Origin of the sequence: Amycolatopsis samaneae (assembly GCF_039541975.1) — a bacterium.
Lineage (GTDB): Bacteria > Actinomycetota > Actinomycetes > Mycobacteriales > Pseudonocardiaceae > Amycolatopsis > Amycolatopsis samaneae.
This window is the reverse complement of record NZ_BAABHG010000014.1, coordinates 105,112-120,641: the sequence shown is the minus strand read 5'-3', so window position 1 is coordinate 120,641 and position 15,530 is coordinate 105,112. Positions and strand designations below refer to the sequence as shown.

At 71.3% G+C, this 15,530-nt stretch carries 12 protein-coding genes and 4 tRNA genes; 2 read left to right on the top strand and 14 right to left on the bottom strand.

Features of this window, described 5'->3' with window-relative positions:
* Positions 1-248: 248 nt before the first annotated feature.
* The 5 genes from ABD987_RS32455 to ABD987_RS32435 form a co-directional block, all read right to left on the bottom strand.
* A complete protein-coding gene (locus ABD987_RS32455) occupies positions 249-1,448 on the bottom strand; it encodes a macrolide family glycosyltransferase (RefSeq protein WP_345402810.1) in 1,200 nt (399 codons plus the stop codon).
* Between the two features lie 334 nt (positions 1,449-1,782).
* A tRNA-Val gene (locus ABD987_RS32450) sits at positions 1,783-1,857 on the bottom strand.
* 1 nt (position 1,858) lies between these two features.
* Positions 1,859-1,929: transfer RNA gene (locus tag ABD987_RS32445), tRNA-Cys, on the bottom strand.
* 23 nt (positions 1,930-1,952) lie between these two features.
* Positions 1,953-2,025: transfer RNA gene (locus ABD987_RS32440), tRNA-Gly, on the bottom strand.
* A gap of 138 nt (positions 2,026-2,163) precedes the next feature.
* Positions 2,164-2,589 (bottom strand): SsgA family sporulation/cell division regulator, encoded by a 426-nt coding sequence (locus ABD987_RS32435; RefSeq protein WP_220241370.1) that lies wholly within the window; start codon positions 2,587-2,589, stop codon positions 2,164-2,166.
* A 384-nt stretch (positions 2,590-2,973) separates the two neighbouring features.
* Between ABD987_RS32435 and ABD987_RS32430 the strand changes: the two genes are divergently transcribed.
* Positions 2,974-3,045, top strand: a tRNA-Val gene (locus tag ABD987_RS32430).
* 319 nt (positions 3,046-3,364) lie between these two features.
* Here the strand turns inward: ABD987_RS32430 and ABD987_RS32425 are convergent.
* From ABD987_RS32425 to ABD987_RS32410, 4 genes are read right to left on the bottom strand one after another with little or no spacing between them, the layout of a single operon-like run.
* Positions 3,365-4,399: an acyl-CoA dehydrogenase family protein gene (locus ABD987_RS32425; protein ID WP_345402800.1), complete on the bottom strand. Its 1,035-nt coding sequence runs from the start codon at positions 4,397-4,399 to the stop codon at positions 3,365-3,367.
* The gene (locus tag ABD987_RS32420; RefSeq protein ID WP_345402797.1) at positions 4,396-5,556 is read right to left on the bottom strand and encodes an acyl-CoA dehydrogenase family protein; all 1,161 of its coding nucleotides are present in this window, start codon (positions 5,554-5,556) and stop codon (positions 4,396-4,398) included. The genes ABD987_RS32425 and ABD987_RS32420 overlap by 4 nt, the downstream gene beginning before the upstream one ends.
* 15 nt (positions 5,557-5,571) lie before the next feature.
* Positions 5,572-6,357 (bottom strand): enoyl-CoA hydratase/isomerase family protein, encoded by a 786-nt coding sequence (locus ABD987_RS32415; protein WP_345402794.1) that lies wholly within the window; start codon positions 6,355-6,357, stop codon positions 5,572-5,574.
* Positions 6,358-6,361: 4 nt separating this feature from the next.
* Entirely contained in the window at positions 6,362-7,555 is a 1,194-nt protein-coding gene (locus tag ABD987_RS32410; protein ID WP_345402791.1) for a CaiB/BaiF CoA transferase family protein, read from the bottom strand.
* A 115-nt stretch (positions 7,556-7,670) separates the two neighbouring features.
* Between ABD987_RS32410 and ABD987_RS32405 the strand changes: the two genes are divergently transcribed.
* Positions 7,671-8,573, top strand: a complete 903-nt coding sequence (locus ABD987_RS32405) for a LysR family transcriptional regulator (protein ID WP_345402788.1) — start codon at positions 7,671-7,673, stop codon at positions 8,571-8,573.
* Positions 8,574-8,625: 52 nt separating this feature from the next.
* Here the strand turns inward: ABD987_RS32405 and ABD987_RS32400 are convergent, their stop codons facing one another.
* The 5 genes from ABD987_RS32400 to ABD987_RS32380 all read right to left on the bottom strand — a co-directional run bounded on the left by ABD987_RS32400 (position 8,626) and on the right by ABD987_RS32380 (position 15,529).
* Entirely contained in the window at positions 8,626-9,777 is a 1,152-nt protein-coding gene (locus ABD987_RS32400) for a hypothetical protein (protein ID WP_345402785.1), read from the bottom strand.
* Between the two features lie 164 nt (positions 9,778-9,941).
* Entirely contained in the window at positions 9,942-10,994 is a 1,053-nt protein-coding gene (locus ABD987_RS32395; RefSeq protein WP_345402782.1) for a hypothetical protein, read from the bottom strand.
* A 59-nt stretch (positions 10,995-11,053) separates the two neighbouring features.
* Positions 11,054-11,896 carry a DUF3592 domain-containing protein gene (locus tag ABD987_RS32390; protein WP_345402779.1) on the bottom strand — a complete coding sequence of 281 codons (843 nt, stop codon included), beginning with the start codon at positions 11,894-11,896 and terminating at the stop codon, positions 11,054-11,056.
* A 9-nt stretch (positions 11,897-11,905) separates the two neighbouring features.
* Positions 11,906-12,433 carry a hypothetical protein gene (locus ABD987_RS32385; protein ID WP_345402776.1) on the bottom strand — a complete coding sequence of 176 codons (528 nt, stop codon included), beginning with the start codon at positions 12,431-12,433 and terminating at the stop codon, positions 11,906-11,908.
* A 57-nt stretch (positions 12,434-12,490) separates the two neighbouring features.
* Positions 12,491-15,529 carry a hypothetical protein gene (locus ABD987_RS32380; protein ID WP_345402773.1) on the bottom strand — a complete coding sequence of 1,013 codons (3,039 nt, stop codon included), beginning with the start codon at positions 15,527-15,529 and terminating at the stop codon, positions 12,491-12,493.
* Between the last annotated feature and the right edge of the window lies 1 nt (position 15,530).

The following is a 15,530-nucleotide window of genomic DNA, read 5'->3' as shown; positions in this document are numbered from 1 at the left end:
CCGATCAACACCCGACCGTAGTGGCCCGTAAACTATCCGGTACCCCCATTGGCACCAAAGGGCCGGCAGCGGCTCGTGCCCCGGCCCTGCCGGGGGACACCACGGGCCGAGTCTTCGGAGCACACCGAAGACTCGGCCCAAACGGTTTCTCCGTAGCGGGCCGCGGGTTCGTAGGCCACCGACGCGCCTGCCCGGTGGGAACCCACTGTCCTCTTAGGAGGCCGCCGGTTGCCCTTGTCCGGCTCGGCTCAGCCGAGCAGTTCCTCCAGCGCGTCCGCGCCAAGGGCGGGACCGTCGACCGCGCGCAACTGCTCGCCGAACTTGGTGACGTTGGCGCGGATCACCGGGTCGTTCGCCACCTCGTCGACGGTCCGGCGCAGCAGTTCCGGGGTGATCGCCTCGGAGTCCAGCCGGCGGCCGAACCCCAGTTCCTCCGCGCGCCCGCCGTTGAGGGCCTGCTCGGGCATCTGGGGGACCGACACGAGCGGTACCCCGTAGTACAGCGATTCCATGGTCGAATTCATGCCGGTGTGCGACAGGAACACCGTGGCACTGGCCAGGACCACCGGCTGCGGGAAGTACGCCGCCACGGTGAAGTTGCCGGGCACCGGCGGGATCTCCACCCGTTCGCCCACGGCCATCACCACGTGCCATGGGCTGTCGCCGAACGCCTCGACGCACTGGGCGAAGAATTCGGGGTGGTCGTTGAACGCGGTGCCCAGGGAGACGAACAACACCGGCGAGCCGTCGGCGGGCGGTTGCCAGCCCCCGGCGTCGGCCCGCGAGCCCATCGACGGGCCGAGGAACCGGAACCGGTCATCGAAGGTGTCCCCGGCCACCTGGAACTCGCGCGGGACGAACACCAGGTTCAGCGGGGCGGACGGGCCCGCCAGCGGGGAAGGCGCGGTCGGCGCGGGCAGTCCGTTCGCGGCCCGGAACTTCGCCTGCGCCTCGAAGACCTTGGCGAACACCTCGCCGACACCGCCGTCGTCTTCGGCCCCTTCGGGGGTCAGCAGGGTGCGCATGTCGAAGTGCTCGTTGCTGGCCATGCTGGGCAGCAACGTGACCATCGGCACGCCCAGTTTGTCGGCGATCAGCGGCCCGAGCGTCCCCATCATGTCGAAGCAGACCGCGTCGGGCCGGTCCCGCTGGAAGTGCGCCACCAGCGACGGGTACGACAGTTCGGCCTGCTCCTGAAAACCCAGCAGCATGGCGCCGAACGCCTCGATGGTGAACTTGAAGGGCTTGCCGTCGTCCTGGCTGGGGCGGGGAAACTCCCAGCGCATCTCCAGCGGGGTGGCGCCGGCGGCGGCAGCGGTGGGCATCAGGTCGGCGCCGGTGACGTAGGTGACCCGATGGCCACGGGCCACCAGTTCCTCCACCAAGGGCAGGGTGGGATTGACGTGGCCGTGCGCGGGCGGCACGACGAAGGCGAAGTGTTTGCTCATTTCCCCTCGGATCTCAACGGAGTCTCGATGTCCTTGTTACTCCGGTCCTCGGTCGCCGTCGACCGGGATTCCGGGCCTCTCCGGCGGTGCCCACGGGGCGGATCTCGAACGGTCGCCCGGCATCGACACGGCGGACAGGACGGCGAGGCAAGAGAATGCCGCCACATCCGCGGCGCCTGGCTGACCGACCAGGTGACCCAGGCGATGGTCGACGAGATCCGGTCTCGGAACGGGATTGAACCCACCCGGCGGACCATCGCCATTTCATTGCCATTGCATGACTGAAGCCCTGTCCCTCCGAGGAGGGACAGGGCTTCAGTCATGCTGTTTCAGGTGGTGCGCGATACTGGGATTGAACCAGTGACCTCTTCCGTGTCAGGGAAGCGCTCTCCCGCTGAGCTAATCGCGCGAGGTGGAGACGGGATTCGAACCCGTGTACACGGCTTTGCAGGCCGTTGCCTCGCCTCTCGGCCACTCCACCGTGCAAGGCTCTTAAGCCTTCCGAGCGGACGACGGGATTCGAACCCGCGACCCTCACCTTGGCAAGGTGATGCGCTACCAGCTGCGCTACGTCCGCACTTCCGCGGAATCGAATCGGTGGTCCAGTGCCGTCGGCTCTGTTCCTCGGCTCGTCTCCGTGGTGTGTAAGTACAGTATCGGACCCGGAAAACCGGCCGGACACCGGGGTGTCATCTCGCCTTCGCGGGCCGGTTGATCAGGTCAGATCGTTCGGGATGAGGTGGGTGAGCGCGTCGTCGACGTCGACCCACAGGTGTTCGTTGCCCGGCAGCACTACGTCGTAGGTCCGGTCGAGGAAGTCGGCGAGCTCCTGGGCCGACGCCTCGAACATGGCGTGCCCGGAGGGGGAGTTCAGCTCGATGAGCACGGATTCGGGATCTTCGACCGAGGGGCGGATGCGGACGTCGCCGTCACCCGCGTCGGCGAGCAGGCCGTCCGCGAGGAGGTCGCGCGCGTACACCCACTCGACCCAGCCCGCCCGGCCGGTGCGGAAGGCGGCCACGACCGCGTACGGGTCGCGGGTGTCGTAGCGGAGCTCCACCTTCACCGGAACCGCCGGAGTCCGCGGCGCCAGCAGGTCGAAGACCGCCGTCGAGCGGAGCGTCACGTGATCGTTGCGCATCGTCCTACCTTTCCTCTCCTTCCCGGCCCGGCCGACCGAGGACGATGGTGAGACGCGCCAGGGGGCCGATTCGCTCGCGGGTTCTCCGGAGATCACCCGTCCGGGGTCATCGGCCCCTGCGGCGCTCGTCAACGTCCACGACGCGCAGCCTTCGCGTGCGCCTGCGGGCAGGCCACACGTACATACTGCGCGGTTTAGTCGCCGTGCGATAGCACCGTCGCACGGACGCCGATCGGCGCGTCGCGCGGCCCCGGGCTTCGATGACCGCGGTTAGCTCGGGGTTGTTCGCTCTGTACCTGCGGTTATGCGGAGTGTGGTCGCGTTGAACCACCCGTTTGCAGGCCCCCAAAAGTCGTGTTGTAGAGTGTGTTTCACACCGCGAGGGGGCGATTAGCTCAGCGGGAGAGCGCTTCGTTCACACCGAAGAGGTCACTGGTTCGATCCCAGTATCGCCCACAGTTTGCGCTGGTCACACGGCCTGCCGACGGAATCCGTCGGCAGGCCGTTGGTGATTTCGGGGAGCAAATGGGGGAACGCGGTCTGCTGATCCTCGTATCCGAAGTGGGCGGACCCCTTCCGGCTCTGTGTCGTCGCTCTCCTGTCAGGTCCGCCCGTCGTTCCGCTCCCGCCGCCCCGGAATTTCGACTGTGTCGTCACTCACACCATCGGCGACGGGGAGCGATGTCCGTCTGGGACAGGCCCGGCAGCGCGAGCGGGCCGGTCCGTGTGTGACCGTGACCGGCGCTCGTCACCGGCGAGCACCGGCCACCACCACTCAGGTCGTTGCCGTGACCAATGGCCACAACCGGTCGGCGTCGGTGCCGAGGACCTGCCGGCCGAGGCGTTGTGACCAGTGCTGTTCGGAGCCGTCCTCGTCGCGCCAGGACCACAGCCGGGTGGTGACGAAGCGCAGCGACGACAACTCGGTGAACCCGATCGCGCCGTGGAGCTGGTGCGCGATCCGGGTGATTTCGGCGATCGAATCGGATGCCTGCGCTTTGGCGGCGGCCACCGTGAACTCCGCCCGTGAGGTGCCGAGGCCGGTGACGGCGGCGTCGACGGCCGCGCGCAGGAGCGCGGTTTCCTCGATGAGTTTGGCCTCTTCCTGTTTGACCGCTTGGAAATGCCGCAGCGGCCTGCCGAACTGCTCGCGGGTCGCGGTGTGCTGGATGGTGAGTTCGGCGCAGCGTTGCGCGGCACCGGCGATGAGCACGGCGCGGGCGAGTGCCGCCCGGAGTGCCGTTTCGGCGCTCAGTGCCCGGCTGGTCGCGCGTACGCGGTGTGCGGGGATCTCGACGTCGGTGAGCGCGAGCGTGTCGCGGGGCTCGCCGGCGAGATTGCCGCCGGGCCGGAGCGTGGCGTCGCCAGGGTCGAGCAGGAACGCCACCGGGCCGAACGGCGCGTCGCCGACCACGACGATCTCGGAACACATCCGTGCCCAGGGAACGCGGTGCAGAGTGCCGCTGACCCGCAGCGTGTGGTCGGTGCCCGCCGCGCCGAACGGGCCGACCCGGCTTTCCGGGTCGGGATGGGCGTAGCTGACCCGCAGGTCACCGGTCGCGTAGCTCAGCGGCCCGTCGGGGACCGGGAGCCCGGCGGCGGTCAGTACCGGACGGGCCACGAGCAGTGTCTCGGCGACGGGACCGGGTGTGGCGTGGTACCCGGCGTCCCTGGCGACGGCGGCGAGTTCGCCGGTGGTCGCCTCCGGCGCCGGCAACGCCGCGGCCACGGCCCGCCACAGTCCGGGTGCGCTGTCGGCGGGCGCCGCGACGACGTCGTCGGTGGACAGTTCGGCGAAGACGCTGGTCATGATCGGTTCTCCCCACCGCGGGCGATGATGCCGCGCAGGATTTCGTTGGTGCCGCCGCGCAGCGTGTAGGCGGGGCTGTGCATGAGCGCGAAGGCCAGCAGTTCGGGATACGAGCCGGGAGTGGCGGCGGGATCGGGGACCGCGGGCAGGATCGCCCGCACCTCGTTGACCAGTTCGCCCTCGAACCGCGTGCCCAGGTCCTTGACCACCGCCGCCCGCACGTCGGGCGACTGACCGGCCTGCAACGCCATCGCGACCCCGAGGGAGAGCTGCCGCAGCGCGTGGAGCCGGGCGACCAGCCGCCCGATCCGTGCCTGCTGCTCGCCGGTGACCGTCGTGCCCGCCAGCTTCCGGACGGCCGCCACCAGCAGGGGCAAGGTGGACAGGAACCGTTCGGGGCCACTGCGTTCCCAGGCCAGTTCCCCGGTGACCTGCCGCCAGCCGTCGCCCTCGGCGCCGAGCAGCGCGTCCTCACCGAGTTCGACGCCGTCGAGGTGGAAGTAGTTGAAGGTGTGCTCGCCGGACAACAGCTTGATGGGTTCGATCCGGACCCCCGGTGCGCGCAGGTCGACGATGAACTGGCTGAGCCCGGCGTGCCGGTCTCCGGCGGCCTCGTCGGTGCGGGCCAGCACGATCGCGTAGTCGTTGACGTGCGCCCCGCCGGTCCATTTCTTGGTGCCGGTGAGCCGCCAGCCACCGGGAACGCGCTCGCCGCGGGTGCGTACCGACGCGAGATCGGACCCGGCGTGTTCCTCGCTCATGCCGATGGAGAAGAAACAGCGGCCGGCGGCCATCTCGGGCAGGAAGCGCGTTTTCTGCCGCTCGGTCCCGTTGCGCAGGATCGACGGCCCGGCCTGGCGATCGGAGATCCAGTGCGCGCCGACGGGAGCACCCGCGGCGAGCAGCTCTTCGATGACGACGTAGCGCTCCAGCGCGCCGCGTTCGTGGCCGCCGTACCTCTTCGGCAACGTCATCCCGATCCAGCCCCGTTCGGCCAGCCGCCGCGAGAATCCGGCGTCCCAGCCGGTGAACCAGGAGTCGGCGCGTCCCATGATCGTGCCGCGCCGACGTTCGGCGGCGAGGAAGTCGCGGACCTCTTCGCGTAGCCGCCGTGCCGGTTCCGGCAGGGCGACGGGAGGGAAATCGAACGATGTCATACGGTGCTCACTCCTTCAGCGCCCGAGGAAACGTGGTGTGCGGCGGGCGATGCGCGCGTCGACGCCTTCGCGGAAGTCCTCGGTCCGCGTGGTGACCGGCTGGGCGAGTGCCTCCCAGGCGAGCGCCTGGGTGACGGTGGGTCGCCCCTCGGCGAGGGCGGTCTTGGTCAGCCGCACCGCGATCGGGGCCGCGGCGGCGATCCGTGACGCGGTGTGCAGCGCGGTGTCGAGCACGGGCTCCTCGCTTGCCAGCGCGATACCGATTTCGGCGGCTTCGGCGCCGCTGACGAGCCTGCCGGTGAACAGCAGTTCCCTGGCACGCTGGACGCCGACCGCCTCGGCCAGCAGCGCGGTGGTGGCCATGCCCGGATGCAGGCCGAGGTTGACGAACGGGGCGCCGAGTTTGGCGCCGGGTACGACATAGCGGAGATCGCAGGCCAGCGCCACGGCCAGCCCCGCGCCGATCGCGTGACCGTTGACGGCCGCGACCGTGGGCACCGGGAGATCCCGGATCGTCAGCCAGGTGCGGTAGAACTCCGCAAGCCCGGTGCGCGCGGTGATCAGGTCGGCCTCGCCGGTCCCGCCCAGTTCGCCGAGATCGGCGCCGGAACAGAACGCCGGTCCCTGGCCGGTGACGACCACGGCGCGCAGGTCGCGGTCCCCGCGCAGCTCTCGCAGGGTGGCGGCCCAGCGCTCGGTGAGCGCCGGGGTCATCGGGTTGCGCTTGTCCGGGTTGGTGAAGGTCAGCACGGCGACGCCGTCGGCGCGACGGTCCACTCGCAACGGATCCACAGTGGACATGAGGTCACCTCGATTTCTGGTGCGGGGGAGCGGGAACGAAGCCGACTTCGCGGAGTACCTCGTCGGTGTGCTGCCCGATCGCCGGGCAGTGCCGCAGTTCCGGGCCGGGGGTGGCGGAGTAGCGCACCGGCCTGCCGATCACCCGGTACCGGCCTTCGGTGGGGTGTTCGGCCTCGGTGAGCAGCCCCGCTTCGCGGGCGTAGGCACTGTCGGTGGCGGCGTCGAGGTCGAGCACCGGGCCCGCCGGGATGCTCACCGAGTCGCAGAACCGCTGCCACTCCGCGGTGGTGTGGCGCGGGGTGAGCTCGCCGAGCAGATCGTAGAGTTCGTCGATGTGCCCTGCCCGGTCGGCGTGGGTGCGAAAACGTGGATCGTCGGCGAGCTCCGGGGAACCCGCGAAGGCGAAGAACGCGGTCCAGTGCGCGTCGGTCGCGGGCAGGACGCACATCCAGCCGTCCGCGGTGCGTTGCGCCTTGCGACGCGGGCTCAACGCGCGGGCGTAGCCGAACGGCCCTCGCCGGTCGGACACGTCGAGCGTCGCGCCGGACAGATGCTCGATCAGGTTGAACGCCAGCATCGTGTCGGCCATCGGCACCTCCACGTGCTGCCCGGAGCCACCGCGGTCGCGGTGGTGGAGCGCGGCGAGCACGGCCTGCGCGATCTGCAGCCCGCAGACCTTGTCCGCCAGCACCGTCGGCAGGAAGTACGGTTCGCCGGTGACCTGCTGGTTGAGCGCGACCAGCCCGGACACCGCCTGGATGATGTCGTCGTAGGCGGCGTGCGTGCCCCACTCCGAGTCGGCGCGGAATCCCTGCGCGCTCGCGTAGATCAGGTCCGGATTGATCTCGGCGACGTCGGAATAGCTCAGCCGCAGCCGCGCCAGCGCCTGCGGGCGGATGTTGGTGATCAGTACGTCGGCGCCACGCAGCAGGGCCACCAGCGCGTCCCGTCCGTGCGGTGTCTTGAGGTCGAGGCAGACGCTGCGCTTGTTGCGGTTGAGGTTCAGCGCGAGGCCGCCCATCCCGGGATGACGACGCGGGGGGTACTGCCGCGTCATGTCGCCCTGCGGCGGCTCCACCTTGATCACGTCGGCGCCCAGATCACCGAGCTGCTGCGCGGCGTACGGCGCCATGATCACGCTCGCCAGCTCGATCACCCGCACGCCGGCCAAGGGACCCGGCCCGTGTTGTTCTCGCATCCTGTGTCTCCCCGGAACTCGTGTTCGTCCGTCCCTTCCAGGAAAGCTCCCAGGATTGATATCGTCCAATATCAATCTGTCGGCTCATTAATATGCATGAACGTATAGTGGCCGGGTGGACTTCACGCAGCGCATGTTGGAGCAGTTCGTCGTACTGGCCGAGGAAAAGCACTTCGGGCGGGCCGCGCGGCGGCTGTCGATGAGCCAGCCGCCGCTGAGCCAGGCGATCCAGCGGCTGGAGCGCGGGCTCGGTGTCGCGTTGCTGGAGCGGGGCACCCGCAGTGTGCGGCTCACCCCGGCGGGCGTGGCCTTCGCGCGCGACGCCGAGCAACTGCTCGACCTGCACGCCGCGGCCGCCGAACGTGCCCGGCGTACCGCGGCGGGGCTGGCGGGCGATCTGCGCGTCGGGTTCATCAACAGCCTCGGCTACGAGTACCTGCCGTCGCTCCTGCGCCGGATCGCCGAAGACATCCCGGGGTTACGCGCGCACCTGCGCCAGCAGTCCTCGGCCGTACTGGCCGGCCAGGTCCGTGGCCGGGCACTGGACCTGGCGTTCGTCCGCGCACCGCTCGAGAACACCGACGGGCTGCGGGTCCACCACGTCCTCACGGAGCGGCTGATGGCGGCGCTGCCTCGGGAACACCCGCTCGCGGAGCGGGCCACCGTCGCGCTGGGCGAGCTGGCCGAGCACCCCTTCGCCGGGGTGAGCCCCGGGGCGTTGCCCGGGCTGGCCGAGCAGGTCCGGCTCGCCTGCGACGAGGCGGGCTTCGTGCCGCGTTTCCACGGCTGTTCCGACGATCTGCTCGGTCTGCTCAGCTATGTGGCGTCAGGCGTGTGTGTCTGCCTCGTACCCGCGCAACTGCGCCGGCACACGATGCCGGGCATCCGGTTCGTCCCGCTGGGGGACCGATCGCGTTACCTGGAAACCACCATCGTCGCGATCCACCGGGCCGAGGAGGCCGACGCGGCGGTGCGCGGTGTGCTGGAGCTCGTCACGCGACGGCAGGCCGCGGAGTAGCCGGATCCTCGCCACCGTCCGCGTCGTCCTTTTCGCCCGGCAAGGTGGGCCGCTACGGGCGATGGGTGGGGCCGATCAGGAACGGGTGGCCGTGGTCGTCGATCACGGTGGTTCCCCGGCGGCCCTGGTAGGTCCAGTCCAGTTCGAGCCGCCATTCGATGTCGTGCCGCTCGGCGTGGGGCTCGACGATGAACAGGGCTGGGTCGAGGGGCGCGACGGTGAACGGGAAGTCGGTTACCCGCTTGGTCCGGAACAGGGTGCCGAGTCGTCGAATCATCGGCGGATCGCTGGGTTTCGGATGCTCCACCGGTCGCAGGCGAGGCGGTTCCTCCTCCAGCTGGGCGCGAAAGGCATGGGCGCCCAGGCCGCCCAGAACCCAGCCGACGGATCGGGTCCGCTCCGGGACCCGGCGCGAGAGCACAACGGGTCTGAGCCGGGTCAGCACCACCGCGCGGGCACCGGTCGCCTCGACCAGTACCTGGACCTTGGCTTCGCCGCTGAACGGGATCTGCCGGGGATGGTGATCGCCCACCACCGCGAACGTCTTGCCGACCGCCTCGATCGTGACGACGACGGGAGCCTCCCCCGGCCCGGGTTCCCGCGGTGTGGTGGACACATGGACTTCCCCGTGGATGGTTTCGGCCTGGATCACGGGCCCGTTGACCGTGCCGGACACGTCCTTGCCCACTGTCCACGCGGACCGCCTGACGAGACCGAGCTCGTCGAGCCGCCGCGCCAGGTGTTCGGCGTCGGGCCCGGCGAGCCGGGCGGCGCTCCCCATCGCCGTCAGCTGCCGTACCGCGAGAGCGAACAGGTTCCACAGCATGTCGGGCAGCTCGCCCTGAAAGACCAGTCGGTAGAAGCGAAGTGACTCGGCAGGTCCCACCTGCGTCTTGATCAACGTCCGAAGAGCGGGCTCGGACGAGGACGGGGTGAGCCGGTGTCGCGGTGGCACTCCGCTCAGCAGTGACCGGAGCCGCCCGTGCACGTCCTCCCCGTGCATCGGGATGAGCGCGGTCGGGAACGCCGCCTCCCGCAACAGCCCCGGTAGCGATCTGACCAGCGCGTCGCGCAGCAGGTCCAGATCGTCGGGACCCCGCACCAGCCGGACATCCGCATGGGCCAGGACCTCGGCCAACCAGTCCGCCAGGTGCGCGGCGAACGCGCGGTCGGCCTCGGGAGTAACGCCCTGTCCGGATCCCATTCGCGGCATTCTGCCAAAGTCAGCGCTCCGACGACGCCTGTATTCGCCCGCGGTGCCCACGCGGCCGGGAACGGGGCTACCAGTCGTTCCCGCGGGAGCGGTTCCCGCCGTTGCCGAACCCGCACCCGCCGAGCCCCGGTCGCCCGGACCGGTCCGCGAGCCGGTCACCCGCCGTCCGCGGCGAGGGAGGCGCTGCCCTGGGGGCCGGTCACGGTGACGCGGACGGCGAGCGTGGTGGGGAGCTGGACGATCGTGACCTGCCAGGTCGGCGGTGTGCCGACCTGGAGGGTGCTCAGCGCTTTCCTGACCAGGCCGGGAATGTCGTCGACACGCAGGGCGCGCAGATCGAACCGCGGGACCTGGGCACCGGTGGGAGCGAAGACGACCGTCAGCCGGCGTTCCTGGACGACGGCGGTGAGTGTCTGCGAAACGTCGGTGTTCGTGGCCAGCGAATCGATGGCATGGCGCAGCTCGCCCGCGTCGAGCAAGGATCGCCCTTGACCGACATCGATCGTCGCGGAGCCGGAGGAGGTCACCGTGGTGGAGGACGACGAGGTGGGCGGCTCCGGCGGCCGGGTGCCGGTTTCCGGGGCGAACAGCTGGGCGCGGAAGAGCACGGCGACGGTGGCCGCGCCGAGCAGCAGCCCGAGAACGGTGAGGACACCGGACGCGCAGCCCTCCGGCGGCTTTCGCACCATGGTGGATTCGGGAGCCGGCTCGATGACCGCTTCGGCCACCCGGCGCCGCCATTCCGGCGCCGGGTGGGACACGATCCGGGCCCGCCACGGCCGGTCCGGCGGGTAGTCGACCACCAGGACGTCGCCCTTCTGGTAGCTCGGGAGATCGACCAGGTTCACGTGGTGGGTCACCCGTACGCGGTATGCCGGTGCCCCGTCCGGTGCCACCGTGAGGACGAATTCGACGGGGAGATCGCCCGTTTCGGTGCCGCCCGCGCGCAGGCTTTCGACTTTCGCGAGCGCCACCAGGGGAACGATCGCCGCCTCACGGGCGCGCCGCGGCCTACCGCCGACGAAGCGGAGAAGGCCGTAGGCCGGCGGAAGTCCCAGCCCGGCCAGCACCAGGGGGACGCTTTCGATGAGGACACCGACGACGAGCGCGCTCAGTGACACTCCGATGACGCCGCCGTTCAGGAACCGGAGCGCGAGCGCGACCGGGCGGAGCCGGGTGGGAGCGACTGAGCCGTACGTGCCTGACATGGACCTGCTCCGGACTCTGGAAGGGTTTCTGCTGTCGTGGAAGGACCGCCGGGGTGGAACTAGCCGGGCGGCGCGTACCCGAACGGCCCGCCCGCCGGATCCGGTTCCACCAGGACCGCGTCCGGATCGTGGGGGTCGTAGCGGACCCGCACCGTCGAGCCCTGCGACGGTGCCCGGAACAGCGGCGTGACCATCGTGGTCGTGATCTCGCGCTCGCCGGTCTCGGTGGGAAACCGCACCCGCACCGCGAACCGCGGGTTCCCCATGACCCAGACGTTCGTGAACTCCACCTGCGTGAGGTGACCCGTCACCTGCCGCCCCAGTCGGCGCAGGCTCTGCGCGCGGTCGTCCGCCTCCGCCTCGCGGAGGAAGGTCCGGAGCAGCACCACGATCAGGACCAGCGCGGTCAGCCCGGCCACCGCGGGCACCAGGTACGGTTCGTAGTAGACGACCCAGTCCACATCGGACCATGGCTCGGCCTTGCCGCCGGGGAGGGGCAGCCGGTGTCCCACCGCCTCCGGCGGTGTCCACGACGGGATCGCCACGCCGCCGCCCAGCGCCACCCCGAGGGCCGCGGCCAGCGAGCTCGCCCGGAAGCCGACACCCATCCGGCCCAGTGACATGCCGCCGCCCCACAACATGGCGAAGCCGAGCGACGACGCCACCATGACCGACAGGCTGAAGAACAGCACGAGTGAAGCCGCCGGGCCCGCGCCGTCCCCCCACGCGTCGACGCGGTTCAGTGACATCAGCCGGAAACTGTCCAGTATTCCGAGAGCGCCCGACCAGCCCGCGGCCGCCCAGGCGAGCGTCGTGGGCACCCCGAGCAGCCACAGCCGCCTGCCCGTCCGGCGGGCCTCCCGGGGCTCCTCCGGCAGCGCGGAGGCGAACAAACCGAACACGGCGGCCGCCTAGTCGATCGGGCCGAACACGGCGACCTTCGCCGGATCGGCGGGGTCGACGCGGGCCTCGTGCCGGGTGCCGGGCGCGTACTGCTGGATCGTCGCCTGCGGTGTGATCAGCGGGGTGACAGTCCGGTAGGTGGTGCCCTCGGCGCGGGTGACCTCCAGTGTCGCGAGGTAGCGGGCCTGCCCGGCGACCGTCCGCCCGCTCGGCTCCAGCGCGCGGATCACCAGGGTGGCCCGCTCACCGGTGTCGTAGAGCCGTCGCAGCTCGGTGCCGTAGGCCTGCAGTTCCTGCTGCTGGCGCAGCTGTTCGTCCATGGGCAACGCCAGGAACGCCGCGGTGTCCGGATCGGCGGCGACGTTGCGGAACGCCTGCGCGGCCAGCTGCGGCGTCGGCAGCTGCGGGGTGATGTCGTGTCCCTGCGCGGCGGCGGCCTGCCGGAACTGCTCGGCGTGCTGCTGGAAGTCCCGCTCGCCCCGTTGCATGCCCTGCTGGGTGGCTTCGTTGATCTTGTCCCGGATCTTCTTGAACATCGGGTTCCGCCTTTCGCTGTGTCGCTGTGTCGTACACAGCTTCGCCCGCGGCGGCCGCTACCGAACCCAGGTTTGCCGGTCGTCGCGGGCGTCGAGGCAGGTCAGTGCCGCCCAGAAGACGGGGGAGCGCGCCGGTTCGGGGTGCTCGCGCCAGTGTGCGAGCCGGGTCCGCTGCCAGGCGCACAGCTCGGTGACCGGGTCGTCACCGGCCAGCGCCGTGTCGATGGCGATGACCAGTTCCGCCATCGGGTCCGCGCCGGGCACCGCGGCCGAGGTCGGCAGCGTCCATCCGGTCGCGACGACCAGTTCCGCTCCCGCCGCGACGGTCGCGAGCAGCACGCCGAAGGGTTCGGGCAGGCCGAAGTCGCTCGCGCTGGCACAGCCGATCAGCGCCACCCGCGCGGGCATGGTGTCCACTTCGGACAGTGCGAGGTCGGCGGCGGTGAACGGCCGGTGCGCCCCGATCGGCGCGGCCGTGCCGGGCAGCTCGGCCGCGCAGGACAGGTGCAGCGCGGTCTGCGCGCCGTGCTCGTCCCGGACGCGGCTGACGTGTCCCACGAACACCAGCCGCGAGCACGGCTGGGCCAGCAGCTCGGTGAGCAACCGGCGGTCGGTGTCGGTGCGGCGGACCAGCTCGAGCCCGTGGCCGGCGGCCGGGCGGACCGGGCCTTCGGCCAGCCGTGCGTCCAGGTGGCGGATCAACGGCGATGCCGTGCCCTGCTTGCCGAGCACGGATCCCAGCTCCCCGAAGGCACTCTGGCCGGGAATGCGCGGATCGAGCAGGTAACAGGGCGGACCGTCGGCGGCCGGTGGGCGGCGCGGGATCCCGGTGGGGGCGAGCAGCGAGACGTCGGCGACGTCGAGGACCCGGTCGTCCCCGTCGAAGCAGGTGGCCACGGCGTCGGTCTCGCCGGCGTCGAGTGCGTGGCCGGGGCGCCGGTCGGGCAGCGCCAGGAGGCCCCACGGCACCCCGGCGAGACTCGGCGACGGCTGCACCCGCAGCAGGGGCCGGCGTCCCGCCGCCGCGGCGCGGCGGAGCCGTCCGACGAGATCGGCGGGCAGGAGATTGAGGGCGAGGACACGGGCCAGACGTTGTTCGCCCTCGAAACTGCCGAAGGCGTCCTCACCCAGCGAGCGCCGGACCGCGTCGGTGACACTCTCGCCTTCGTGCGGCGTCGGGGAAGCGGCGTTCAGGAACTCGCGAGCCGTCGCGACCAGCGCGACGTCGATCGGGTGCGTGTGGACGGTGTCGAGGTCTTCGGTGGTCCGCCAGCTGAGGAAGGTGTGCCCGACGTCGGCGAAGCGCAGGAGGAAGGTTTCGCGGCCTGGCCGGGCGGCGGGCCAGGTCTCGACGGTTTCGTCGACATGCGGGGGCAGGTGATAGCGCTCGGCGGCGAGTTCGCGCCACCGGTCCAGTTCCATGGGCGAGGCGGGGGACCAGCGCAGGGCGGGTGGCGGGGCGAGCCGGAGGGGGAGTGCCGAGGTGACCGAACCCAGTGCGGCCAGGGGAAGCCGCTCGTCCCGTGCGGCCGGAACCGGGCCCAGGGCGGGCACCGTGCCGGTCAGGTCCAGTGAACGCTCTTCCGCACCGGTGTACGCCCCGACGGCACAGGCGCGCTCGATCAGTTCCGCCGCCGCCCCGGGCTTCCGCAGCCGGGCGAGCAAGGCCATGAGCAGTTCCGTGGCCGGGCCCGCGACGTCGCGGGCCCAGGCCGTGCGCGCCCGGGGTGAGGTGAACTCGAACCGGTAGTCCGCCGCCGCCAGCGCCACCGGGAACAGCAGGTCCAGGACCGCCGGGAGGTCTTCGCCGCGGGCGAAGCCGATCGTGGCCGCCACGAAGTCGGTGTGCAGACACGCTGGCCAGTCTCCCGAGGCCCGCGCCGATTCCCGTGCCTTGTTCGCGTGCTCCTCCGCCGTCGTCCAGCGGCCTTCCGCCGCGGCGCAGCGGGCCAGCGCCACCTCCAGCCGGCGCGCGCCCGGGGTGTCGCCGTTCGCCGTCCACAGTGTTCCGGCGTGCTCGAACTGGTCCCGTGCCTGCCGCACCTCGCCCGCGAGCAGCAGCAGCGTACCCAGCGCGTGGCTGGCCTCCGCGACGTCGCCGGTGACCCCCGCCGCGGCGAGTTCGTCCCTGGCCGTGACGATCGCCGCGATCGCGCCGGGGAGATCCCCGCCGAGCGCCCGGGTTTCCGCGAGCCCGATGGCGAACTTCGCCGCCGCCGGCCCCTCGTGCCCGGCGGTGAGCCGCAGCAGGTCCGCCGACGCGTCCGCCTCCTCGCCGCCCGCCTGGCGGACGCGGGCGCGTTCGGCCAGCGCCATCGCCCGCAGTGACGCCACCTGGTCACGGACCTCGCCGACGTCCGCGATGGCGGCCAGCTCCGTCAGGATCTCCTCGATCGCGTCGCGCGCACCGGCCGGGTCCCCGGCGGCCATCCGCACGCGTACCTCGAGGACGCGCAGTTCCAGCTCGTCGGCGCCGTACGGATCGAGCTGTTCGCGCGGGAACTGGCCGGGCCCGGCCTCCTTCCGGAGCGCCGCGCGGCGCCGCTGGCCCGCGATCAGCTCGCGTGCCCCGCCGAGGTCTCCCTCCTCAGTGGACAGTGAGATGAGCACGCGTTCCGCCACCTCACGGGAACCCTCGATCATCCGCAGCTCGGCGTACTGTCCGAAATGGACTATGGCGGCGGTGCTCACCCGGAAGACCCGGAGCACGGCTTCCGCGCACTGCCGCGCGTTGCCGAGGTCGCCCGCGGAATAGCAGACGGTCGCCAGATCGCTGACGGCGGCGAGTTCGAGGCTCGTGCGGTCGAGCCGCCGCGCGAGCTGCCGCATCCGCGCGTATTCCCGCTGCGCGCCGGTGACGTCCCGCGCCGCGGCGAGCCGTTTGGCCTCGGTCTGGACGGCGATGGCTTCGCTGAGCAGTTCGTCGTACTCGGCTTCGGTCAGCGAGCACGCGGGCAGTGCGCCGTAGGCCGCCGGGTCGAGGCCGAAATGCCTTGCGACGCAACGGCAGTTGTAGCCGTGCGAACTCGCCCCCGCCAGGTCCGGCGGCAGCGGCCGGTCCGGCGGCGTGAGCGGTGGCGGCAGTCCGGCGAGCACG